Origin of the sequence: Catenuloplanes indicus (assembly GCF_030813715.1) — a bacterium.
Classification (GTDB): Bacteria; Actinomycetota; Actinomycetes; order Mycobacteriales; family Micromonosporaceae; genus Catenuloplanes; species Catenuloplanes indicus.
The window spans coordinates 571,850-594,542 of sequence record NZ_JAUSUZ010000001.1; the positions used below are offsets into that span (position 1 = coordinate 571,850).

Sequence of the window (22,693 nt, forward strand, 5' to 3'; positions counted from 1 at the left end):
GTTCGTAGCCCGATTCCCGGCCGGCCCGCAACTTCAGGCCCAGGACGTGTACTCATCGTCACCGCGGGCCCCGCCTGCTGCGCGAGCCTCCTGATTCTCGACGGCGGCGAGTTGTGGGGTCACGCCGAGCGGGTGGCGCAGCTGGTGCAGCCGGTGCGGTGCGGAAGGGCGTAGGCGAGGCAGCAGGTGCGGCGCCGGACGGCCGGTTTCCCGGCCGGGCCGGGCACGACCTCGGCGAGACCGGCGCAGTCCAGCGCGGTGAGCCACCGGTCGAGGGCCTCCGTCGCGGACCGGGTCGTCAGGTCGGCCGATCGCAGCAGCGCGTGTGCCGCGCCCGAGGCGATCAGACCGCGCAACGTACGGCGGCCCAGCCGGGTCCGGCGGTGCAGTGCCTCCAGCACCGGGTTCAGGTGCGCGTCGAGTACGACGTGGTGCAGCAGGGCGGGCAGCGCGCCGTCGGTCGCGGCCGACCGGTCGTGGGCGAGCGTCGCCACACCGGTGCCGGGGCGTGCGCCGACGACGACCGGGTGGCGGGTGTCCAGCCGTAGCATCGTGTTCCCGGCCGTCAGCAGCGGTATGCGACGCCCGGACTGCCAGCCGTGCACGATCGGGACCAGCAACCAGTACGTGTAGGCCTTCCACATCTGCGCCACGGCGGCGTGCGGCGGCGCGTCCCATCGGGACGTGGCCGCGGTGATCATCATGTCCAGGCCGGCGCCGGTCAGTTCGGTGGCGGGTATCCAGCCGGCCCGGTCGGCGACGGTCAGGCCGGGTGCCAGGCCCGCACCGTCCGCGTCGGCGGCCCGGAGTCCGGCGGCCACCGCGGCGAGCGGATCGGCGCCGGCCCGCTCCCGCACGAGCGTGGTCACGGCACCGTGGGCCGGGCACGCCAGCCGGTCTCGCCCCGGGCGGCGATGCCGGCGGCGGCCGGGCCGAGCTCGATCGTCAGGTTCGGGCGGTACATGGGTTACCTCCGTGGGGCGTCGGTGCGGTCGATGAATCTGTGCCCCCGGCGTTATCGGATCTCTTTCCATCGCCTAACGGCGCGATGCACACGGGCGCCGATAGCGGGCCGATAGCGGCCGGTTGGCGGGCCGGGCATCCCTGTTGCCGACAGGAAGTCACCACCGCTGGGGAGGTTCTCCGTGAGCATCGTCGAGCAGAGCATGACGTCCGTGGCACCGCTGGAGCCGCCGGCCGGCAGCGCGGCCGGGCTGGACCGGGTACGGACGCTGACCGAGGCCGCGCTGGAGGTGCTCGGGCAGGTGAGCGCGGGCCGGCCGGGCCCGGTGACGGCCGGTGGGCCGGCCGCGGTGACGAACGCGGCGCGTGCGTCGCTGAGTGGCCCCCTGCTGCCGGAGCACCCGGCCGGCGCGCTGGAGACGTTCGTGACCATGGTGCGCGACTACGCCACGTGGTCGGTGGATCTGAGCCACCCGGCAGCGCTCGCCCGTATGCAGTGCCCGCCGACGCCGGTCGCGGCCGCGTCGGAGCTGGTCGTCGGCATCCTCAACCAGTCCCTGCACGCCTGGGAGAGCGGGCCGTACGCGCTGGAACTCGAGCGGTACGTCGTCCGGGAGCTCGCCGACCTGGTCGGTTACGGGCCGGAGGCGGGCGGGACGATCACCGCCGGCGGCAGCATCTCCAATCTGATGGCGATCCTCACCGCCCGCGACAGCGTCCTGGCGGCGCGCATGGACCGGCGGGCGTTCGCGGACGGGCTCGGTGCGCTGCCGCGCCGTCCGGTGGTGCTGGCGACCGACGCGACGCACTTCTCGATCGGCCGCGCCGCCGGGATCTGCGGCATCGGTGAGGACGGGATCGTCCGGGTCCCGTCGGACGAGCTGGGCCGGCTGCTGCCCGCCGAACTCGACCGCACCCTCACGGGCCTGCCCGCGGACGTGCTGCCGGTGGCGGTGATCGCCTGCGTCGGCGCCACCGATCAGGGCTGGGTGGACGACCTGCCGGGGCTGTCGGAGGTCTGCCGCCGGCACGGGGTGTGGCTGCACGCGGACGCCGCCTACGGCGGTGGCGCGCTGTTCTCGCCGCGGCTGCGCGAGCGCCTGGCGGGGATCGCCGAGGCCGATTCGGTCACGCTGGACCTGCACAAGTTCGGCTGGACCGCGGCCACCTCCGGGGTGTTCCTGCTGCGGGACGCGGCCGGGCTGGCCCCGCTGTCGCAGCAGACGACCACGCTCAACGCCGGTGACGACGCCGAGGCGGGCTTCATCGGGCTGTACGGCAACTCGGTGCAGGCGACCCGCCGCGCCGAGGCCTTCAAGATCGCGGTGACCATGCGCGCGCTGGGCCGGGACGGCATGGCCGCGATGGTCGACGGCTGCTACGAGCTGGCGCGGTACACCGCCGACCAGGTCGAGGCCCGCCCCGGCCTGGAGCTGGCCGCACGGCCGGCGATGACCACGGTCCTCTTCCGCTTCCGCGACGAGGACGAAAACGACGGCGACGGCCACGACCTGGACGCGCTCAACGGTGCGCTACGGCGGCGGCTGATGGAGCAGGGCACGGTGCTGCTCGCCCGGACCAGGGTCCGGCGCCCGGACGGCACGCAGCCCGTCTTCCTCAAGATCATGATTCTCAACCCGGCGACCACCACCGCGCAGATCGACCACATCCTCGACCAGATCGTGCACACCGCCACCGGCCTGACCCGTTGACGGGCCCGGCCCCGGCTCCCACCCGAGAGGACCTCCCGTGACCATCACCGAGATCCCTGCGCCGCCGGCCACCGTGGCCGAGAGGCCGGCTGCCACCTACCGCACCCACGACTCGGCGGACAACAGCGTCCGCGACTCGATGCGACAGCTCCCCGGCGTCCTGCAACTGCCGCTGACGTTCCTCACCGGCCGCCCGTACTCCGGCCAGCGGTCGCTGCACCTGACGCCGACCGTGCACCTGCTGACCGCGGGCGCGTCGATCGCGGCCGGGCTGGCCCTGACCGCCGGTGCGCTCGGCGGCGGCGGCTGGTGGCTGCTCCTGCTGCTGCCCGGGTGGGCCGGCACGCTGCACGGCGCCCGCAACCTCCGAATGATGATCTTCCACCAGTGCGCGCACCGCAACATGTGGGCGCGGCGCGGACCGGACGCGCTCGCCGGCCGGATCGTGGCCGGGCTGTTGGTGGTCCAGCACTTCGAGCGGTACAGCGCGGAGCACGTCGCCGACCACCACGCGCTGCACCACATGACGCTGCGCGACCCCACCGTGCAGGCCTTCCTGGTCAGTCTGCAGCTGCGGCCCGGGATGACCCGCCCGCAGATGTGGCGGCGCCTGCTGGGCAAGATCTTCTCCCCGGTGTTCCACGCCCGTTTCCTGTGGGCCCGGATCCGTTCCTACGCGCACTCGGCGGCCCCGGCCGAGCGGCTGCTGACCGGCGGTTTCTACGCCGGCCTGGCGGTGCTGGCCACGCTGCTGGGCGGCTGGCCGCTGCTGCTGCTCGGCTGGCTGCTGCCGATGACGCTGTTCTTCCAGGTCAGCAACGCGCTCCGGCTGTGCGTCAAGCACACCTTCCCGTCGCCGGACGTCACCCAGCGCCGCGGCAAGGAGTACTTCGCCAGCCTCACCAACGCGATCTTCATCGGCGAGCCCGCCCCGTCCCCGCGACTGCGCGGCCCGGCCGCGGCCCGCGCCTGGCTGCGCTGGTGGGCACGGATGCTGCTGGTCCACTTCCCGGCGCGCTACCTGGTCCTGACCGGTGACACCGTGTGCCACGACTTCCACCACCGGCGTCCGATGAGCAGGCAGTGGGCCGACTACATCTTCGCCCGCGAGGAGGACGTGCGCTCCGGGCACCGCGGCTGGCCGCCGTACCGCGAGATCTGGGGTCTCGTCCCGGCGATCAGCCTGGTCCTGGAGTCGCTGTCGCAGGCCGACCCGGCGGAGTTCGACCCGGCGCTGCTGGCCGGGGCCAGTGACCGCGAGCTCTTCGCCGCCTTCGACGACTGACCCTCCGACCCGCCCGGCCACGACACTGCGAAGGACACCACGATGGGCACTCGACAGCGAACGGTCATCCTCGGTGTGGCGCACAGCGACGCCCACGCGGTGGCCAACCACCTGATCGCGATGCAGTTGCGCGAGCACGGCTTCGACGTGGTCAACCTCGGCGTGTGCACGCCGCTGACCGACTTCGCCGACGCGCTCGACGCGCACCCCGACGCCGAGGCCGTCATCGTCGGCAGCCTCAACGGCCACGCGTACGCCGACCTGGCCGACCTGCCACGGCTGCGCGACGCCGGACGGCTGGCCCGGCCGCTGATCCTCGGCGGGAACCTGACGGTCGGCAGTCACAAGACCGACGAGGGCTACCGGCGGCTGCGCGCGCTGGGCGTCGACCACCTGCTCGACGACCCCCACGAGCTGCCGCTGCTGCTGGACCTCATCCACGCCGCCGGCACCCGCGGCCGCACCCGGGAGGCGGTGAGCGCACATGTCTGAGGTCGAATGGGCCGGCATGCGGGTGGACGCGGCGACCGCCGAGACGCTGCCGTCCTGGGCGGACACCGTCGCCTACCTGCGCTCCGGCCGGGCACCGTCGGCCGTGGCCGCCCTCCGCGCCGCCCGGGACACCGGCCGGCCGATCGTGCAGCCACGGTGCGGCGTCGGCGACCACGGCGACATGCTGCGCCTGCTGCACCGGCTGCGCGAGGCCGGTCCCGGCATGCTGACCGTCACGATCGACTCGTACACCCGGCTGCGGCAGTTCGACCGGGCCGCCCGCGCGCTGCGCGAAGCACCGGCGGACCTCAACGGTTACCCGCTGGTCGCGCACGGCTGGCGGCGCGGCCGGGAACTGATCGAGGCGGTCGACGTCCCGGTGGAGATCCGGCACGGCTCACCGGACCCGCGCGAGCTGTTCGCGGTGTCGCTCGCCGCCGGCGCCGGTTCCTTCGAGGGTGGCGGCATCGGTTACAACCTGCCCTACTGCAAGGACGTCCCGCTGCGGACGTCGATGGAGTGCTGGCGCGAGGTCGACGCGCTGTGCGGCCGGCTCGCCGCCGCGGGCGTGACCGTGGACCGGGAGCTGTTCGGGACGCTGACCGCGGTGCTGATGCCTCCGTCGATCAGCCTGGCCGTGACGCTGCTGGAGGCGCGGGCGGCGGCCGCCGAGGGGGTGCGCTGCCTGTCGATCGCCTACCCGCAGGGCGGGGAGATCCACCAGGACGTCGCCGCGCTGCGCTGCATCCGGCTGCTGGCCGGCCGGTACCTGCCCGCCGGGGTGGAGGTGCACCCGGTGCTGCACGAGTTCATGGGTGTCTTCCCGCGACGCCGGGACACCGCGGACGCGCTGATCCTCTACGGCGGTGTGACGGCGCTCCTGGGTGGCGCCTCCAAGGTCATCAACAAGACCCGGCAGGAGGGGTACGGCATCCCCGACGCCGACGCCAACGCCGACGGCATCCGCACCGCCCTGCTCGGCACCTCCGACCTGCTGGACGTCGTACGCATCGACGAGGACCGGGTGGGCGAGGAGACCCACTGGCTGCTGCGCGAGGTGACCGAGCTGGTCGAGCCGGTGCTCGCGGAGCCGGACCTGCCGGCCGCCGTGGCCGGGGCGTTCGCCGGCGGGCGGCTGGACGTGCCGTTCAGCGCGAGCGTGCACGCACGGTCGTGGGTCGTGCCGGCCCGCGACGCCCGCGGCGCCATCCGCTACCGGCGCACCGGCCGGCTGCCCTTCTCCACCGGCACGCTGCACCGCAACGCCACCGAGCTCGGACCGGAGCGGCCCACCGCGGACCTGGTCGAGAGCGTCACCGCGGACATCAACTACTTCCTCCGGCGCGACCACGCGCCCGCATGAGACGAGGCCGACATGCTCACCGACTCCAGCACCGCCGCGGCCCGCGCCGCCGACCGCGCGCACGTCTTCCACTCCTGGTCGGCGCAGGGGCACATTGACCCGATGCCGGTCGCCGGCGGCTCCGGCAGCACCTTCTGGGACTACGAGGGCAACCACTACCTGGACTTCTCGTCGCAGTTCGTCAATCTCAACATCGGCCACGGCCACCCGCGCGTGGTCGAGGCCATCTGCCGGCAGGCGCGCAAGCTGTGCACGGTCGCCCCGCACTTCGCCAACGACCAGCGATCCGAGGCCGCCTGGCTGATCGCGCAGCACGCGCCCGGCGACCTCGACAAGGTGTTCTTCACCAACGGCGGCACGGAGTCCAACGAGCACGCGGTCCGGATGGCCCGGCTGGTCACCGGCCGGCCGAAGATCCTCACCGGGTACCGGTCCTACCACGGCTCCACCCACACCGCGATGCACCTGACCGGCGACCCCCGTCGCTGGCCGAGCGACACCGGAACGGCCGGGGCGGTGCACTTCTTCGGTCCCTACCCGTACCGGTCCGCCTTCCACGCCGAGAGCGAGGCGCAGGAGTGCGAGCGCGCGCTGGAACACCTCGAGCAGGTGATCACGCTGGAGGGTCCGCAGACCGTCGCGGCCGTGCTGCTGGAGCCGGTCGTCGGCACCAACGGCCTGCTGGTGCCGCCGGCCGGCTACCTGCGCGGCGTCCGGGAGATCTGCGACCGGTACGGGATCCTGCTCATCGCCGACGAGGTGATGACCGGCTTCGGGCGGACCGGTCGCTGGTTCGCGGTCGACCACTGGGACGTCGTGCCCGACCTGATCACCTTCGCCAAGGGCGTGAACTCCGGGTACGTACCGCTGGGTGGGGTGATCCTGTCCGAGCGCGTCGCCGCACGGTTCCACGACACCCCGTACCCCGGTGGGCTGACCTACTCCGGGCATCCGCTGGCCTGTGCCGCCGCGGTCGCCACCATGCACGCCATGCGCGACGAGGGCATCGTCGAGCACGCCGCCTGGCTGGGGGAACACGTGATCGGCCCCGGACTGCGCAAGATCGGCGAGGCGCATCCGAGCGTCGGCGACGTACGCGGCCTGGGTGTGTTCTGGGCCCTGGAGCTGGTGCGCGACCGGCGGACCCGGGAGATGCTGGTGCCGTTCGCCGCCACCGGCGCCCAGGCCGCGCCGATGGCCGAGCTGGCCGCGGACTGCCGGCGCCGCGGCCTGTGGCCGTTCACCCACTTCAACCGGCTGCACGTGCTGCCTCCGTGCAACGTCTCCGCCGAGGACGCGCGCCGCGGCCTGGAAATCATCGACGAGGCGCTGGACGTCGCCGACCGGTACGCCGCCGAATGAGCCGGTCACAGGGTCGCCAGGGCGTCATGAGCCCTGGCGACCCAGATCCGCGCCTGCAACTGCTCGAAGATCTGGATCGCCCGGCGCAGCATCCGGCCCGCCTCGGCCGGCTCGGTCCGCGGCAGACCGGCCAGCTCGTACAGGGACTGGCCCTCGATCAGCCGCTCGTCGGACTGCTCGGCCAGCCGCAGCGCCTCGGTCAGCCACGAGTGCGCCCGGCCCTGGTCACCGGCGCGGCTGTGCACCACGCCGAGCCCGTGCGCGGCGTAGGCCTCACCGATGCGGTCGTTGCCGTCCCGGACCAGGTGCAGGGTCTGCTGGAACGCCTCGGTGGCACCGCCGAGGTCACCGGTCCGCAGGTGCAGCTCCCCCAGCTGGTGGCGGGCCTGCGCCTCGACCCGCTTGATCCCGACGCGGTGGCAGATCCGCAGCGCCTGATCCAGCAGCCGGCCCGCCTCACCGGCCTGGCCCTGCCGGGAGAGCACCCGGGCGAGGTTGACCATCACGTGCGCCTCACCGACGTGGTCACCGGCGGCCCGCAGCGGGCCCAGCGCGCGGCGGTATCGCGAGATGGCGGCCGCGTCGTCGCCGCCCAGTTGCTCCAGGTAGGCCAGATTGCGCTGGATGAGCGCGCCGAGATGCGCGTTGCCCGTCGCCCGCTGGATCGGCAGCGCGTCCCGGAACATCTGCCGGGCCCGGGCCGGGTGCCGCTGGAACATGTACAGCGTGCCGAGCGAGTGCAGGGTCACCGCCTCGCCGAGCCGGTTGCCGGCCCGGCGGGCCGCCGTCAGCGCCGCGGCCGCCGTGTCCTCCCAGTCGTCGTAGCACCCGCGCGCCTCGAACAGCGTCACCAGCGTGAACGCGAGGTCCCAGCACAGCTCGTCCAGGTCGTGCTCGGCGGCCAGCCGGACCGCGGCGATGAGGTTGTAGCGCTCCGCCTCCAGCCATTCGATCGGCCGGCCGAGCAGCTCGTCGAACAGCTCCGGCCGTAGCGGCCGGCGCGGTGCCCGGCCGTGCACGATCGTGTAGTCCCCGCCGTACTCTCGCCGGTGCGCCTCGGCCGCGACCGTCAGCCAGCAACTCACCGCCCGGCGGATCAGCTCGGTGCCGGCACCGGCCGGCTCCTCGACCGTCAGCCGTTCCCGGGCGAACGCCCGCACGATGTCGTGCAGCCGGTATCGGGTGGAGCCGTCGACCGGCTCGGACGCCGCCTCGACCAGGCGCGCGTCCACCAGCTGTTCGACCAGCTCGTCCACCGCCGCCGGGGCCTCGTCGACGAGCGCACCGGCGATCCAGCCCGGGAAGTCGTCGCAGCGCAGCACGGCCAGTCTGCGCAGCAGGCGCCGGGCCGCCGCCGGCAGGCCGTCGTAGCTGAAGGTCAGCGTGGACCGGACGCACATGTCCCGGTGCACCAGCTCGTCCAGCAGCAGCGTCTCGTCGCGCAACCGCGCCACCAGACGGCTGACCTGCCAATGCGGCCGGGACGCCAGGCGGGCTCCGGCGATCCGCAGCGCCAGCGGCAGGTTCCCGCACAGCCGGGCGAGCTCACCGGCCTCGGCCGGCTGTGCCAGCACCCGCGGGCCGACGATCTGGTGCAGCAGCGCCAGGCTGTCCTCCAGTGACAGCGTGGTGAGGTCGACCAGGTGCGCGCCGGGCAGTGCGGTCATCCTGGTCCGCGCCGTGACGATCACACCGCAGCCGCCGGTGTTCGGCCACAGCGGCAGCACCTGCGCCTCGTCCGTGGCGTTGTCGAGCAGCAGCAGCATCCGCCGCTCCGCCAGCCGGCTGCGGAACAGCGCGGCCCGCTCGGTGACGCTGTCCGGAACCGCGGTGCCCGCGACGCCGGTGGCCTGCAGCAGCCGGTTCAGCACGTCACCGACCCGGTCCGGCGTCGCGCACGCGTCGTCGAGATTGACGTACAACTGCCCGTCGGGGAACTGATCGAGCAGCGTGTGCGCGGCGTGGACCGCCAGGCAGGTCTTGCCACTGCCGCCCTGGCCGCTGAGCACCACCAGCGGCGCGGTGTGCGGATCGATCCGGATCCCCGTGCCGCTGAGCAGCTGGCGTATCTCGGCGATCTCCGACGCCCGCCCGGTGAAGTCCGCGATGTCCGCCGGGAGCTGGCGCGGCACGGCCGCCGCGTCCCGCGAGGCCGGCACGACCGGCAGCCAGGCCGCCGAGGGTGTCGGCGAGTCCAGCGCCGGATCACGGGACAGGATCAGCCGTTCCAGCCGGCTCAGCTCGGCCCCGGGCTCCATGCCCAGCTCCTCGACGAACACCGCACGGGCCTCGCGGTACGCGCTCAGCGCGTCCGACTGCCGGTCGGCGCGATACAGGGCCAGCATGAGGTACGCGCGGGTTCGTTCCCGCAACGGATGCGCCCGCACCAGCGACTCCAGTTCACCGATCAGCTCGTCGTGCCGGCCCAGCGTCAGTTCGAGGCGGATGCGCTCCTCGACCGTGGCATTGTGGCGTTCGACCAGTTCACGGCGCCAGGCGGCCACCCGGTCGCCGGGCAGCCCGGCCAGCGGCGTGCCCAGGCACAGCGCCTCGGCCGCGCGGAGCCGCTCGACCGCCATCGGCACCTGCCCGGCGCCGGCCAGCCGGCGGGCCTCGGCCGTCAGCCGGTCGAACCGGCCGGCGTCGAGCTCCTCCGGCGACAACTGCAGCTGATAACCGGCGAAACGGGTGCTGAGGGCGTCGTCCCGGCCGGCGGCGCGCAGCGTGCGGCGCACCTGGGAGATGCAGATCTGGATCTGCGACCGGGCGGTCGGCGGCGGTGGCGGCCCGTCCCACACCGCCTCGATCAGCTCGTCGACGGAGACGACCCGGCCGTTGCGTGCGGCCAGCACGGCCAGGACCACACGGGTACGCACCCCCGGCACGTCCCAGCGCTCCCCGGCGTGCGTGACCTCCAATGCCCCGAGAACTCTCAGCTCCACTTCTACCCCTCGATCGGCGACAGATACAAACGGTGCGCTTTCGAGTGGTTGCCTTATGAAACCTACGTGCGGACGCGGTATCTCCGAACGGCGTCGATGCCTCTACTGCCATATCGCGCGATTTTTCAGGCGGCCGCGCATCGGCCCGCGCACGCGGGAAAAGGCGTCAGACGGTGGCCTCCGCGAGCGACGCCCGCTCCGGCGCCGAGCGCTCCTCGACGGGCTGCCGCTGCAGGTGAACCACGGCGGCGATGACCATCACGGCACCCGCCAGTTGCAGCGCACCCAGCGCCTGCCCCAGCCAGACCCAGGCCAGGACCGCGCTGAACACCGGCTCCAGGCAGATGTTGACCGCGCCGGCCTGCGCGCCGACCCGGGCGGTACCCCAGGAGAAGAGCACGAACGGCACCAGGGTGCCCAGCACGCCGACGAACAGGATCCCGCCGATCTGCTCACCGTGCCGGACCAGGCCGGGTGTGCCCTGGGGGATGAAGAACAGCAGCCATGCCACGCTGGAGACGGCGAAGGCGTACACGTTCGCCCGGATCGCGCCGTAACGCCGGGTCGCCCGCCCGCCCAGCACCGAGAACGCCGCGACCGCCGCCGCCGTGCCCAGGCCGAACAGCAGCCCCGGCAGGTTGACCTCGCCGACCGGGGTGCTCGGCAGCTCGACGACGCACGCGACACCGGCCAGCGCCAGCAGCAGCCCGGCGACGATCCGCACTCCCGGCCGGCAGCGGCCGGCCAGCACCAGCCAGGCCACCACGAACGCCGGTGCCAGGTTCTGCAGCACCATCGCCACCGCCACCGGCAGGTGGGCGATGGCCAGGAACAGCAGCGCGTTGGCCAGCCCGACCGACAGGCCGAATCCGATGACCAGCGGCCAGCTGATCCGGGCACGCGGCCCGGGGGTGCGCATCACCGCGAGCAGCACGCCCAGCCCGGCCACGGTGATCAGCGTCCGCGCCGCGACCAGTTCCAGCGGCTGCACGCCGGCCTCGAACAAACTTCCGGCGACGGTGCCGCCCACTCCCCAGAGGCCCGTGGCGACCACCACCGCGAGCAGGCCACTGGCGTACGAACGGCGGGCGGCGGGATTCTCGGTGACGTCCACAGGATCACCTCGGAGTGCGGTCGGGGTGGTGCCGGACCTCTGACGGGTACCCGCCACGGCGCCTTGGTAACCTCTTAACGATATTAGAGGTTACGGAGGCGCGATGCTCAAGCACCAGGAGGCGCCCGGCCGGCTGGAGCTGGTCCGCGGCTTCCTCAACACGCTCGACCTGGAACACGGCACCGACCGGCTCGCCGGCCCGGACGACATGCACCGCTGGGTGCGCGCCGCGCTCCCGCAGATCACCGCCGGCCGGCCCACGGAGACCGGCCGGCTCGCCGCGGTCCGGCTGCGCGAGGCGCTACGGGCGGCGGCCGCGGTCCACTCGGCCGCCGCTCCCGACCCGGCCGCCCACGCCGCGCTCGACGAGATCACCGCCCGGCTGCCGCTGCGGCTGCACTTCGACGCCGCGCTGACCCCCGGCCTGCGGCCCGCACCGGGACACGACGACGTGCTGGCCGGCACCCTGCTCGGCATCGTCGCGGAGGCCGCCCTCGACGGCACCTGGCGGCGGCTGAAGATCTGCCCCGCGGAGGACTGCCGCTGGGCGTTCTACGACCACGCCAAGAACCGGATGGGCGTGTGGTGCCAGATGGCCGAGTGCGGCAACCGCGCGAAGGCCCGCCGCCACCGGGGCCGGCAAGCCCGCACCTGACCGTCGTCACCAAGGACAGGTGCGGGCCGCATTTCCCACGGTCCCGAAATGGCAATGCACGACATGCCTGGCACGCCACCATGACATTTAAATGCACCATTGTGCGGTTTCGTCCCGGCCGCCACCGTACCCGGGATTCCTGCCGGTCCTCGCACGTTTCCGCTGCCGTATCGGCGGGAATGGCGAATGCACCGTCGGCCGGACGGCGCGGAATGCAGAAAGGACGCATTGTGGACACATACGAATACCTCGACACTCCCGACGCGCGCGAACTGCGGCGACTCGAAGCGGTACGCCGGTACAGTCTCGTCGACGCACCGGCCGAGGACGCCTATGACCGGATCGCCTTCGTGGCGGCAACGATCTTCGACACCCCGATCGCCACGGTGTCGCTGGTCGAGCAGGACCGCGTCTGGCTCGCCGCCTGCCAGGGCCTCACCGGGGTACGCGAGGTCGGCAAGGAACCCGGCCTGTGCGCCTCGGTCATCGCGCAGGACGACACGTACGTGGTCAGCGACGCGGTCCGCGACCCGCGCACGCTCGAGCACCCGCTGGTCCGCGGCGACCTGGGCCTGCGCTTCTACGCCGCCGCCCCGATCCGCACCCACGACGGTTACCGGCTCGGCACGGTCAACGTGATCGACAACCGGCCGCGGACCGCGACCCCACGCCAGCTGAAGGCACTCGAGCACCTGGCCGCGATGGTCGCCGACGAGCTGGAGCTGCGGCTGAGCGTGATCCGCAACGCGGCCGGCCGGGCCACGCCGGCCGGCTGACCGGCGCCACCCGGCGCGCATCCGGCGGGCTCAGTCGCGGACGTGGATCTGCGCGCCGTCCGGGCTGAAAAGGGTCAGCATCTCGGCGGCCCGGGCGGTGGCACTGGTGATGCTGTGCGGGCGACGGGTGTCGAACTCCGCGGCCTCACCCTCGGCCAGGACGGTGACCTCATCGCCGACGGTCAGCCGGATCGTGCCCTTGAGCACGTACAGCCACTCGTACCCGCCGTGGGTGGCCCGCTTGGCCGGTGCGTCCGGGCGACGGCCGGGCAGAACGACCTTGAACGCCTGCACCGGCGCTCCGGCCAGCGTGAGCGGTACGAAGACCATGCCGTCCCGGCGGATCGGGGTGAGGTGGATCCGCGGATCGCCGGTCGGGGGCGCGCCGACGATGTCGTCGAGCGCGACCCGGTAGACCTGCGCCAGCGGGATGAGCAGGTCGAGCGTGGGCCGACGGCGGCCGGACTCCAGTCGCGACAGCGTGCTGACCGACAGGCCGGTGGTCTCGGCGACCGCGGCGAGCGTGAGCTGGCGACGGCCGCGGAGTTCACGCAGCCGGGGACCGACCGCGTCGAGCATGGTGTCGACGCCCGGGGTGGTTTGCATAAATCGCAAGTCTATTTGCTGGTCCGACCGGGTCAGGCGCACAGTGGCGGCCGATCAGCGGCCACCGTAAAGGACCAGCACCATGACGGACATCGCACGCTCGCGCCTGTGGGAGCCGACCATGCTCGGCGCCGTCGCGCTGCGGAACCGGCTCGTGATGGCACCGATGACCCGGCGCCGGGCCGGCGACGACGGCAACCCGACCGCGCTGATGGCGACGTACTACGCCCAGCGCGCCGGATTCGGCATGCTCGTCACCGAGGGGATCTTCCCGGGCCTCGACGGACGCGGCTACCCGCGCCAGCCCGGCCTGGCCACCGCCGCGCAGCGCGACGCGTGGCGGGCCGTGACGGCCGCGGTGCACGCCGAGGGCGGCACCATCGTGGCGCAGCTGATGCACGCCGGCCGGGTCACCCACCCGGACATCACCGGAACCACCCGTGTCCTCGCGCCGTCCGCCGTGCCGTACGACGACCACCACCGGCCGCACGCCGGCCCGGCGGTCCGCCCCGACGCGATGACCCCGGCCGACATCGCCGCCGTCGTCCGCAGCCACGCCGACGCGGCCGGGCGCGCTGTGGACGCGGGCTTCGACGGGGTGGAACTGCACGCCGGAAACGGCTACCTGCTGCACCAGTTCCTCGCCCCGTCCACCAACCGGCGCGACGACGGGTACGGCGGCTCCCCGGGCTCCAGGGCGCGGTTCGTGGCAGAGGTGGCCGAAGCCGTCGCGGACTCGATCGGCGGCGACCGGCTGGGCGTACGGATCTCTCCCGGCGCCGGCATCCAGGGCGCCGACGAACCCGACCCGGACGACCTGCGCGCCACCTACACCGCGCTCGCCACCCGGCTGCACGGGCTGCGGCCGGCCTACCTGAGCGTGATCCACCCGGAGATCGGCGACGACCTGATCAGGCACCTGCGCTCCGTCACGGGCGTGCCGCTGGTCGCCAACACCGGCTTCGGCACGATCACCGGCCGCCACGACGCCGCCGCGCTCACCGACGCCCACCTCGCCGACGCCGTGGCGGTCGGCCGCCCGGCGATCGCCAACCCCGACCTCGCCCGGCGCTGGCGCCACGACGCCCCCGAGGCCGCACCGGACCGGACGACGTTCTACAGCGGCGACGCCCGCGGATACATCGACTACCCCACGCTCACGACAACGCCGTAGCAACCCGTCCCCTCCGCCCACGAGCCGTTCCCGCTCCGCGCCTGCTGCCTGGCGCCCCCGGGATTCGCGCCGACGGTGCCGCGCGGTGTCGTGAGTCCCCGGCCGCCTTCAGGGGATCCGCGGTGACGAGCGCGGGCGGCTGCGGGCGTCCGGTCCGCCGGAGGACGTCACCACGCGGCCCGCGGTGCGTCAGGAGGTGAGTTCGGCGAGCAGCTTCTCCACGCGATCGCGGATCTCGTCGCGGATGGGGCGGACGGCCTCGATGCCCTTGCCGGCCGGGTCGGCGAGCTTCCAGTCCTCGTAGCGTTTGCCGGGGAAGACCGGGCAGGCGTCGCCGCAGCCCATGGTGATGATGACGTCGGAATCCTGGGCGGTCTCGTACTCGAGCAGCTTGGGGGTGTGGCCGGTGATGTCGATGCCGACCTCGCGCATCGCCTCGGCCGCGGCGGGGTTGACGGAATCGGCGGGTGCGGAGCCGGCCGAGCGCACTTCGACGGTGTCGCCGGCGAGGTGGCGCAGCCAGCCGGCGGCCATCTGGGAACGGCCGGCGTTGTGGACGCAGACGAACAGGACGCTGGGCTTGCCGGTCATCTGAGGTTCCTCCTGCTCAAACGGTGGTGAAGAAGCGGCGGCGGGCCCACAGGGAGACGTAGACCAGGCCGACGAGGACAGGGACTTCGATCAGTGGGCCGACGACCCCGGCGAGGGCCTGGCCGGAGGTCACGCCGAACGTGCCGATCGCGACGGCGATGGCGAGCTCGAAGTTGTTGCCGGCCGCGGTGAACGCCAGGGTGGTGGTGCGTGCGTAGCCGAGGCCGATGGCCTTGCCGAGCAGGTAGGAGCCGGCCCACATGAACGCGAAGTAGACCAGCAGCGGCAGTGCGATCCGGGCGACGTCCCAGGGCCGGCCGGTGATCGCGTCGCCCTGGAGCGCGAAGAGGATGACGATGGTGAACAGCAGGCCGTAGAGCGCGGCCGGGCCGATGCGGGGCAGAAAGCGCTGTTCGTACCAGTCGCGGCCGCGGGCACGTTCGCCGAGACGGCGGGTGAGATAGCCGGCCAGCAGCGGGATGCCGAGGAAGACGAGGACGTTGCCGGCGATGTCCCAGCCGGAGACGTCCAGGGCGGCGCCGTCGAGGCCGAGCCAGCCGGGCAGCACGGTCAGGTAGAACCAGCCGAGCAGGCCGAACGCGAGGACCTGGAAGACGGAGTTGAGCGCGACCAGCACGGCGGCGGCCTCGCGGTCGCCACAGGCCAGGTCGTTCCAGATAATGACCATGGCGATGCAGCGGGCCAGGCCGACGATGATCAGGCCGGTGCGGTACTCGGGCTGGTCGGGCAGGAAGGTCCAGGCGAGGGCGAACATCACGGCGGGCCCGACGATCCAGTTGATGACCAGCGACGAGACGAGCAGGCGCTTGTCACCGGTGACGGTGTCGAGACGGTCGTAGCGCACCTTGGCCAGCACCGGATACATCATGATCAGCAGACCGAGCGCGATCGGCAGGGAGATCCCGCCGATCTGCACCGCGTCCAGTGCGGTGTTCAGGCCGGGCACGCCGCGGCCGAGCAGGAGCCCGGCGACCATGGCGACGCCGATCCAGACCGGCAGGAACCGGTCGAGCCGGGAGAGGCGGGCGACGACCGCGGTCTCGGGCGGGCTGGGGCTGGTGGTGCTCACGGTCGATGCTCCTGAACCTGGGTACGGACATGGACGGGCGTGCGTGGAGGCGGCCTGGCCTATCGGGCCGGCACCGCGAGTCGGGTGAGCAGGGCGCGGACACGGCGCTCGAGGTCGTCGCGGATCGGCCGGACCTCCGGCAGTTCGTGGCCGTCCGGATCGTCGACGTCCCAGTTCTCGTACCGGGTGCCGGGAAAGACCGGGCAGGCGTCGCCGCAGCCCATGGTGATCACGACGTCGGCGGCGCGGACGATCTCGTCGGTCCAGGGTTTCGGGTACTCGCCGGAGATGTCGATGTCGCGTTCCCGCATCGCGGCGATCGCGGCCGGGTTGACCTCGGTTCCGGGTTCGGATCCGCCGGACCACGCGACCGCGGCGTCGCCGGCGAGGTGGGTGAAGAAGCCGAGGGCCATCTGCGATCGGCCGGCGTTGTGGGTGCACAGGAACAGCACCACCGGGCGGCCGTCGCGGTGATGGCCCTCGATGCGGGCGAGGGCTAGCAGGCGCTGCCGGGCGAACCGCTCGGCCAGCAGCGGCAGGTAGTTCGGGATCGCATGCGGGCCGGCGAACTGTTCGTAGCTGGTGTACAGAAACCGTTCGACGGTCTCGGCGCCGTAGACGCCGTCGAACTCTGCCGCAAGGCGGGTCGCGGCGGTGCGCAGCGCGAGTTGCTGATCGACGGACAGATCCCGCTGCCAGCCGATCGCGGTGTCAGGCATGGTCGTCTCCAGGTGGGATGGCGGGTGCGAGGCGGTCGATGCGCGCGGCCAGGTCGGTGTAGGCGGCCTCGAACGCGGCGTCGGTGCCGGCGCGGACCGGGTCCGGCACCGACCAGTGCAGCCGCGGCCGGACCGGGCCGGTGAGGTCCTCGTGGGCGTTGTCGCAGACCGCGATGATCAGGTCGCCGCCGTGCACGACGTCCTCGACGTGCGCGGTGCCGGCCGGGTCGAGATCGAGCCCGTGCCGGTGCGCGACCGTCACCGCTCGCGGGTGCACCCGCGGTGCGGGGGCCGTGCCGGCGGAGGCGACCGGACGGCCGGTGCGCCGCCGCCACAGCGCGGCGGCCAGCTGCGAGCGCGCCGAGTTGTGCGTGCAGACGAACACCACCCGCTCGGCCGGTGGCATCGCCGGTGGGCGCAGTGCGGCGAGCGCGTCCGGTTGCAGGCGCACGTAGGTGCGGCGCCGGTCGCCCTCCGACCGTGTGCGCACCAGCACGCCCGCGTCCTGCAACACCTTCAGGTGATGGGCAACGAGGTTCGACGGCAGGCCGAGCTCGGCAGCGATCTCGCCCGGGGAGGCGTCGCCGAGCGTGAGACCGTCGACGATCGCGAGCCGCGCCGGATCGCCGAGCGCGGCGTGTATCCGCGCACGACCCGCCAGGGAGTTATCCTCAACGTTCATTGACTCAATAAATACTGAGATTTTTCGGCGGGGTCAAGCCGGCCCAGGTGAACATCCGGTGCCGAGCGCGAGCCGGATGCCTCGCGTGGCGCGACCGGACCGGCACGGCCGGCACCGCGCCGGCGGGCCGCCTCGGCCCGCTCGCGGCTCTCGGGTGCGGGTGACGCGGCCCGCGTCTACGCCTCCGCCGTGACGTCGGCGGCGAGCAGCCCGGCGAGCCGGCGGATCAGCGGGAGGCGGGGCCGGTAGTACACCCAGGTGCCGCGGCGCTCGGCGTCGACCAGGCCGGCCTCGCGCAGCGTGCGCAGGTGGTGCGAGATGGTGGGGCCGGACAGCGCGAACGCCGGGGTCAGGTCGCACACACAGATCTCGCCCTCGGGCGCCGAGGCGATCATCGACATCAGCCGCAACCGCACCGGATCGCCGAGGGCCTTGAACGCCGGCGCCAGCGCCGCCGCGGCCTCGGCGGGGATGCGCTGCCGCGCTATCGGCGGGCAGCATCCGGCGTCGGGGCCGGTGGCCGGCACCTCCACGGACTGATTCGACATGCGTCTAGGTTGACAGATCTCGAATCAGCGTGCAACGTGTTGTTTCGAGCGACGTCAAGACAAGACGCCGCGGTCCCCGTGGTCCGCCCGAAGGGGGTGTCGTGACCGATCACTTCGTCACTGCCGCGCGCCGGCCGCTCGTCCGCCCGATGACCTCCGCCGACGCCGCGGCCGTGCTCGCGATCTACCAAGAAGGGCTGGACGGCGGCGACGCCAGCTTCGAGACCGCCGCCCCGGACTGGGACGCCTTCGACTCCGGCAAGCTTCCCGGCCACCGGCACGTCGCCGCCGACGCCGACGGGGTGCTGCTGGGCTGGGTTGCCGCCTCCGCGGTCTCGGCGCGGGCCGTCTACGCCGGCGTCGTCGAGCACTCCGTGTACGTCCGCGCCGCCGCGCGCGGCCGGGGCGTCGGGCGGGCACTGCTCGGCGCACTGATCACCTCCACCGAGGCGGCCGGGATCTGGACCGTCCAGTCCGGGGTGTTCCCGGAGAACACCGCGAGCCTCGCCCTGCACGCCGCCGCCGGGTTCCGGCAGATCGGCATCCGGCAGCGCGTCGGCCGCCACCACGGCCGCTGGCGCGACGTCGTCCTCATCGAACGCCGTAGCCCCGTCGTCATCTGACCCACGCCCGCCCTTCTCCGGGCACCGCCCACCCTTCCGATTCGATGAACATCTGATTCGATGAACATCGAGACAAGGAGATCCTCGTGAGTACCAGCCCGCAGGACCTGCCCGTGGTCGTCATCGGCGCCGGGCCGGTCGGCCTCGCCGCCGCCGCACACCTGCACGAGCGCCAGCTGCCGTTCCTCGTCCTGGAGGCCGGTGACGGACCGGCCGCCGCGGTGCGCCAGTGGGCACACGTGCGCCTGTTCTCGCCGTGGCGGTACAACGTCGACGCCGCCGCGAAGCGACTCCTCGAGGAGGCCGGGTGGACGGCACCGGACCCGGAGAAGCTGCCCACCGGCGGCCAGCTCGCCGACGACTACCTCCGGCCCCTCGCCGGCCTGCCCGCGCTCGAGCCGCACCTGCGCTACGGCGCCCGGGTCGCGGCGGTGACCCGGCACGGCATGGACCGCATCCGCACCGACGGCCGCGACGACGTGCCGTTCCTCGTCCGTCTCACCACCGGCGAGGACATCCTCGCCGGTGCGGTCGTCGACGCGACCGGCACCTGGCAGACCCCGAACCACCTCGGCGCCGCCGGCATCCCCGCCCACGGCGAGCACGGCGCCGCCGCGTTCCTCGACCATGCCCTGCCCGACGTTCTCGGCCGCGACCGGGACCGGTTCGCCGGCCGGCACACGCTCGTCGTCGGCGCCGGGCACTCCGCCGCGAACACGCTGCTCGCCCTGGCCGATCTCGCCGAGCAGGTACCCGGCACCGGCGTCACCTGGGCCATCCGCGCGACCAGCCCGGCCCGCACCTACGGCGGCGAGAGCGCCGACGCGCTGCCGGCCCGCGGCGCGCTCGGCACCCGGCTGCGCGAACACGTCGAGTCCGGCGCCGTCACGCTGCTCACCGGCTTCTCCGTGCAGGCCCTCACCGTCGACGGCGACCGGGTCACCGTCTCCGACGGCACCCGCGCCGTGACCGCCGACCGGATCGTCGGCGCCACCGGCTTCCGGCCCGATCACTCCTTCGTCTCCGAACTGCGGCTGGACCTCGACCCGGTCATGGGTGCCACCCGCGCGCTCGCCCCGCTGATCGACCCGAACGAGCACTCCTGCGGCACCGTCCCGCCGCACGGCATCGACGAACTCACTCACCCCGAGCGCAACTACGTCGCCATCGGCGTGAAGAGCTACGGCCGGGCCCCGACGTTCCTGCTCGCCACCGGATACGAGCAGGCCCGTTCCGTCGCCGCCGCGCTCGCCGGCGACTGGGACGCCGCCCGGGACGTGCAGCTCGACCTGCCCGAGACCGGCGTCTGCAACAGCAACCCGGTCCTCGGCGACGACACCATCGCCTCCGACGGCGGCGGATGCTGCGGCGTGCCCACCGCCGTCGCGCCCGCGTCCGCCCCGGCCGGGCGGGGCCTGGCCACCGGGATCAGCGGAGGGCTGCTGTCCGCACCGCTGACCCTGACCGCGGTAGGGACGAAGACCGGCGAACAGGCCGGCGGCTGCTGCTCCTGATGCCGCTCGCATCCACGGTGGCCGCCGGCACACACCCCGGAGGCCACCGTCCCACCGCAGGGCGCGGTGAATCGTCGCGGCGTTCGCCGTCACCCGGACCGTCGGCTACGGCACCCTCTACTACGCCTTCGCCGTCCTCCTCCAACCGATCGCCGCGGACCTGCACGCCGCCACCACCGTCGTGACCGGCGCGTTCACCACATCCGTCCTGGCCGGAGCGGGGATGGCCATCCCGGTCGGCCGATGGCTGGGCCGCCAGGGCGGCCGCGTCACGTTCTTTCCCCGGCGAACGCCGCGCCACCGCGATCCTCGCGATCACGCTCGTGGCCGGATTCGCCAGCACCGTCTTCATGCCGCTGACCGGCCTGCCCACCGACCGCTACGGCTGGCGGACCGCCCCGTGCTCGTCCTCACCGCCGTCCACGGCTGCCGCACCGTCCCGCTGCACGCCACCGCGATACGCCGGACACCGCCCTCGGCCACGACGCCGGACGGCTCCGGGACCGCACCCCGGCCCCTAGCGGTCGGGCACCCGCGCGCCGGCTCGTGATCACCGGCGTGCTTCCCGGACTCGCCGAACGGCGCGAGGCCTCCGGATGGATGACATAGGCGACAGCCGTTCATCAGGCCCCCACGGATCGAGCTGCGTAGTGCACGATGGAACGCCCCTCGATGTCCCGGAGGTCTGTTTTGTCACCACGGTCGGAGCAGGTCAATCAGCAGCGGCGTGCGAGTTCGCGGGAGCGAATCCTGGCGGCGGCGATGGAGGTCTTTGCGGAGCACGGCTACGAGAGCGCGACGATTTCGCAGATCACCGAGCGCGCCGGCGTGTCGCGTGGCCTTATTTCATACTATTTCGCGGCCAAGCAGGATCTGCTGGAGACGATCCTCGGCCGCTACCTCGACGGTCTCCTCTCCCTGTTCGCCGACCTCGATCCGCATGACGACCCGGACTACCTGCTCGCGGCCGTGATCGACCGGACGCTGCAGTCCGCCGCGAGCGGTCTCGCCGGGCAGCGCCTGCTGCTCTGCCTGATGGTGCAGCCGAGCATCCGCACGGTCTACGCCGACGTCGAGCGGTCCCGCGCCGCGGCGATGGAGGCGGCCGAGGAGTGGCTGCGGGCGGTCTTCGCCCGCCGGGGAGCGGACGACCCGGCGGTGGAGGAGGTGATGCTGCGCAGCGTCCTGGAGGGAGCGATCTTCAAGCTGGCCGTCTACGAGCACCGCTATCCGCTGACGGCGATCCGGGCCCGGCTCTATGACCTCTACGGGCTGAGCGAGCCGGGCCCGCTGCCGTTGCCGGCCGACACGTTCGGCGGCCACCGGCATCTGCGCTACCTGCCGGAGGAGGAGTAGGCGCGGGCACGGACCAATTCGCACAGTGCCTGATAGGCGTCCAGACCCGGTGACACCCCGAACAGGTCCCGGGCCAGGGCGGCCTTCTCGGCGCGCTCGCCCGCCGGGATGGCGGCGGACTCGAGAATCGCGGTCCGCAGCGCGTCCGGGGCGCGAGGCGGGACCACTCGGCCGAACCCGGTGGCCACGACGGGGTAGCGGCCGCCGGGCAGGTCCGTGGTGACCGACGGGACACCGCACATCATCGCCTCGGCCTGCACGATGCCGAATGATTCGGCGACCGACGGCAGCACGAACACGTCGATCGAGGCGTAGAAGTCGTTGATCTCGGTGCCGCGCAGTTCGCCGAGCAGCCGGATCCGGGAGTCCGCGCCGATCTCGTCGCGGATCTCGGACATCACCCCGCCGCCCATCACGGTCTCGTGGTTGCCGGCGATGAGCAGCCGCGCGCGCGGGTCGGCGATCCGGCGGAACGCCCGGATCAGGTAGGGGATCCCCTTGTCCTCGACGATCCGGCCGAGGAAGCCGATGTGCGGTCCGCCGGTCTCCCGGTAGACCGGGGTGCCGCCGCGCCGGTCCAGGCACGGAGCGGCGATGGCCCGGAACTCGCGCTGTGCCATCAGATCCCAGAACTTCGAATGCCGGGCCTGGTCCTCACTGTTGGCCACCACTGCGGCGGAGCGGCGCAACACGAACCGGGAGGTGGCGTCGGAGGCGGCGACCGCGACCCGGTTCAGCATGCCGGGCGGCAGGTACAGGTCGATGTGCAGGATGCTGATGATCGGGGTCGGCGCGGCGAGCCGGGCCAGCGCGGCGCCCTCGGCCATCGGCAGATTCAGCAGCAGCACCGATGAGCGGCGGGCCAGCCGGGCGGCCTGCATCGGATACGCCGGGCTGACCTGCGCCCGGGTGATCTGCCCGAGGACCGGCGCACGGTAGACGTCGACGCCGTTGATCCTCTCTCGGGCCGGGGTCGCCCGATCGTGGCGGCTGGCGATCACCGCGACCTTCCAGCCTCGGGCGGCGAGGCCCTCGGCGACGGTCTGCGCGGCATGCGTCACCCCGCTCATGTAGGGCAGATAGTAGGTGAGCGCGACGGTCACGTCGTAGTCCATCCGATGTCCCC

General features: G+C 73.0%; 21 protein-coding genes. 11 read left to right on the forward strand and 10 right to left on the reverse strand.

Annotated features, from left to right (window positions below; all coding sequences use genetic code 11):
* Positions 1 to 119: 119 nt before the first annotated feature.
* The gene (locus tag J2S42_RS02885; RefSeq protein ID WP_307234914.1) at positions 120 to 869 is read right to left on the reverse strand and encodes a (2Fe-2S)-binding protein; all 750 of its coding nucleotides are present in this window, start codon (positions 867 to 869) and stop codon (positions 120 to 122) included.
* A gap of 276 nt (positions 870 to 1,145) precedes the next feature.
* Between J2S42_RS02885 and J2S42_RS02890 the strand changes: the two genes are divergently transcribed.
* Genes J2S42_RS02890 through J2S42_RS02910 form a run of 5 tightly spaced genes read left to right on the forward strand, consistent with a single transcriptional unit; the run spans position 1,146 to position 7,177 of the window.
* Entirely contained in the window at positions 1,146 to 2,675 is a 1,530-nt protein-coding gene (locus J2S42_RS02890; protein ID WP_307234916.1) for a pyridoxal phosphate-dependent decarboxylase family protein, read from the forward strand.
* A 37-nt stretch (positions 2,676 to 2,712) separates the two neighbouring features.
* Positions 2,713 to 3,960 carry a fatty acid desaturase family protein gene (locus J2S42_RS02895; protein ID WP_307234918.1) on the forward strand — a complete coding sequence of 416 codons (1,248 nt, stop codon included), beginning with the start codon at positions 2,713 to 2,715 and terminating at the stop codon, positions 3,958 to 3,960.
* Positions 3,961 to 4,002: 42 nt separating this feature from the next.
* Positions 4,003 to 4,452 (forward strand): cobalamin-dependent protein, encoded by a 450-nt coding sequence (locus J2S42_RS02900; RefSeq protein ID WP_307234920.1) that lies wholly within the window; start codon positions 4,003 to 4,005, stop codon positions 4,450 to 4,452.
* Positions 4,445 to 5,815, forward strand: coding sequence for a methylaspartate mutase (locus tag J2S42_RS02905; protein WP_307234922.1), 1,371 nt, complete (start codon positions 4,445 to 4,447; stop codon positions 5,813 to 5,815). Before J2S42_RS02900 ends, J2S42_RS02905 begins: the two co-directional genes overlap by 8 nt.
* A gap of 12 nt (positions 5,816 to 5,827) precedes the next feature.
* Entirely contained in the window at positions 5,828 to 7,177 is a 1,350-nt protein-coding gene (locus J2S42_RS02910) for an aspartate aminotransferase family protein (RefSeq protein ID WP_307234924.1), read from the forward strand.
* Between the two features lie 5 nt (positions 7,178 to 7,182).
* On the opposite strand, the gene J2S42_RS02915 is transcribed toward J2S42_RS02910, so the two are convergent.
* Together J2S42_RS02915 and J2S42_RS02920 are read right to left on the reverse strand one after the other, a co-directional pair.
* Positions 7,183 to 10,119 (reverse strand): AfsR/SARP family transcriptional regulator, encoded by a 2,937-nt coding sequence (locus J2S42_RS02915; protein ID WP_307234926.1) that lies wholly within the window; start codon positions 10,117 to 10,119, stop codon positions 7,183 to 7,185.
* Positions 10,120 to 10,285: 166 nt separating this feature from the next.
* Entirely contained in the window at positions 10,286 to 11,233 is a 948-nt protein-coding gene (locus J2S42_RS02920; RefSeq protein ID WP_307234928.1) for an EamA family transporter, read from the reverse strand.
* A gap of 103 nt (positions 11,234 to 11,336) precedes the next feature.
* Here J2S42_RS02920 and J2S42_RS02925 point away from each other — a divergent pair, with 103 nt between their 5' ends.
* Both J2S42_RS02925 and J2S42_RS02930 read left to right on the forward strand, forming a co-directional pair.
* On the forward strand, positions 11,337 to 11,888 hold the full coding sequence (locus tag J2S42_RS02925) for a CGNR zinc finger domain-containing protein (protein ID WP_307234930.1): 552 nt from the start codon (positions 11,337 to 11,339) through the stop codon (positions 11,886 to 11,888).
* Positions 11,889 to 12,118: 230 nt separating this feature from the next.
* A complete protein-coding gene (locus J2S42_RS02930) occupies positions 12,119 to 12,664 on the forward strand; it encodes a GAF domain-containing protein (protein WP_307234931.1) in 546 nt (181 codons plus the stop codon).
* Positions 12,665 to 12,694: 30 nt separating this feature from the next.
* Here J2S42_RS02930 and J2S42_RS02935 read toward each other — a convergent pair whose 3' ends face one another.
* Positions 12,695 to 13,270 carry a helix-turn-helix domain-containing protein gene (locus tag J2S42_RS02935; RefSeq protein ID WP_307234933.1) on the reverse strand — a complete coding sequence of 192 codons (576 nt, stop codon included), beginning with the start codon at positions 13,268 to 13,270 and terminating at the stop codon, positions 12,695 to 12,697.
* 82 nt (positions 13,271 to 13,352) lie between these two features.
* On the opposite strand from J2S42_RS02935, the gene J2S42_RS02940 reads away from it, so the two are divergent.
* Positions 13,353 to 14,444, forward strand: a complete 1,092-nt coding sequence (locus J2S42_RS02940; RefSeq protein WP_307234935.1) for an alkene reductase — start codon at positions 13,353 to 13,355, stop codon at positions 14,442 to 14,444.
* A 189-nt stretch (positions 14,445 to 14,633) separates the two neighbouring features.
* Here the strand turns inward: J2S42_RS02940 and J2S42_RS02945 are convergent, their stop codons facing one another.
* From J2S42_RS02945 to J2S42_RS02965, 5 genes are all read right to left on the reverse strand, one after another.
* A complete protein-coding gene (locus J2S42_RS02945) occupies positions 14,634 to 15,035 on the reverse strand; it encodes an arsenate reductase ArsC (RefSeq protein ID WP_307234938.1) in 402 nt (133 codons plus the stop codon).
* A gap of 16 nt (positions 15,036 to 15,051) precedes the next feature.
* Entirely contained in the window at positions 15,052 to 16,125 is a 1,074-nt protein-coding gene (gene arsB / locus J2S42_RS02950; RefSeq protein ID WP_307234940.1) for an ACR3 family arsenite efflux transporter, read from the reverse strand.
* Positions 16,126 to 16,184: 59 nt separating this feature from the next.
* The gene (locus tag J2S42_RS02955; RefSeq protein ID WP_307234942.1) at positions 16,185 to 16,844 is read right to left on the reverse strand and encodes an arsenate reductase ArsC; all 660 of its coding nucleotides are present in this window, start codon (positions 16,842 to 16,844) and stop codon (positions 16,185 to 16,187) included.
* Complete coding sequence (locus tag J2S42_RS02960; RefSeq protein ID WP_307234944.1) at positions 16,837 to 17,526, reverse strand: arsenate reductase/protein-tyrosine-phosphatase family protein; 690 nt, start codon at positions 17,524 to 17,526, stop codon at positions 16,837 to 16,839. The genes J2S42_RS02955 and J2S42_RS02960 overlap by 8 nt, the downstream gene beginning before the upstream one ends.
* A 176-nt stretch (positions 17,527 to 17,702) precedes the next feature.
* Positions 17,703 to 18,074, reverse strand: coding sequence for an ArsR/SmtB family transcription factor (locus J2S42_RS02965; protein ID WP_307234945.1), 372 nt, complete (start codon positions 18,072 to 18,074; stop codon positions 17,703 to 17,705).
* A gap of 149 nt (positions 18,075 to 18,223) precedes the next feature.
* Here J2S42_RS02965 and J2S42_RS02970 point away from each other — a divergent pair, with 149 nt between their 5' ends.
* The 3 genes from J2S42_RS02970 (at position 18,224) to J2S42_RS02980 (ending at position 21,567) form a co-directional block, all read left to right on the forward strand.
* On the forward strand, positions 18,224 to 18,697 hold the full coding sequence (locus J2S42_RS02970) for a GNAT family N-acetyltransferase (RefSeq protein WP_307248604.1): 474 nt from the start codon (positions 18,224 to 18,226) through the stop codon (positions 18,695 to 18,697).
* Positions 18,698 to 18,783: 86 nt separating this feature from the next.
* Positions 18,784 to 20,211, forward strand: a complete 1,428-nt coding sequence (locus tag J2S42_RS02975) for an NAD(P)-binding domain-containing protein (RefSeq protein WP_307234947.1) — start codon at positions 18,784 to 18,786, stop codon at positions 20,209 to 20,211.
* Between the two features lie 672 nt (positions 20,212 to 20,883).
* The gene (locus tag J2S42_RS02980) at positions 20,884 to 21,567 is read left to right on the forward strand and encodes a TetR/AcrR family transcriptional regulator (protein WP_307234949.1); all 684 of its coding nucleotides are present in this window, start codon (positions 20,884 to 20,886) and stop codon (positions 21,565 to 21,567) included.
* Here the strand turns inward: J2S42_RS02980 and J2S42_RS02985 are convergent.
* Positions 21,546 to 22,682 (reverse strand): glycosyltransferase family 4 protein, encoded by a 1,137-nt coding sequence (locus J2S42_RS02985; protein ID WP_307234951.1) that lies wholly within the window; start codon positions 22,680 to 22,682, stop codon positions 21,546 to 21,548. The genes J2S42_RS02980 and J2S42_RS02985 overlap by 22 nt on opposite strands.
* Positions 22,683 to 22,693: the final 11 nt, after the last annotated feature.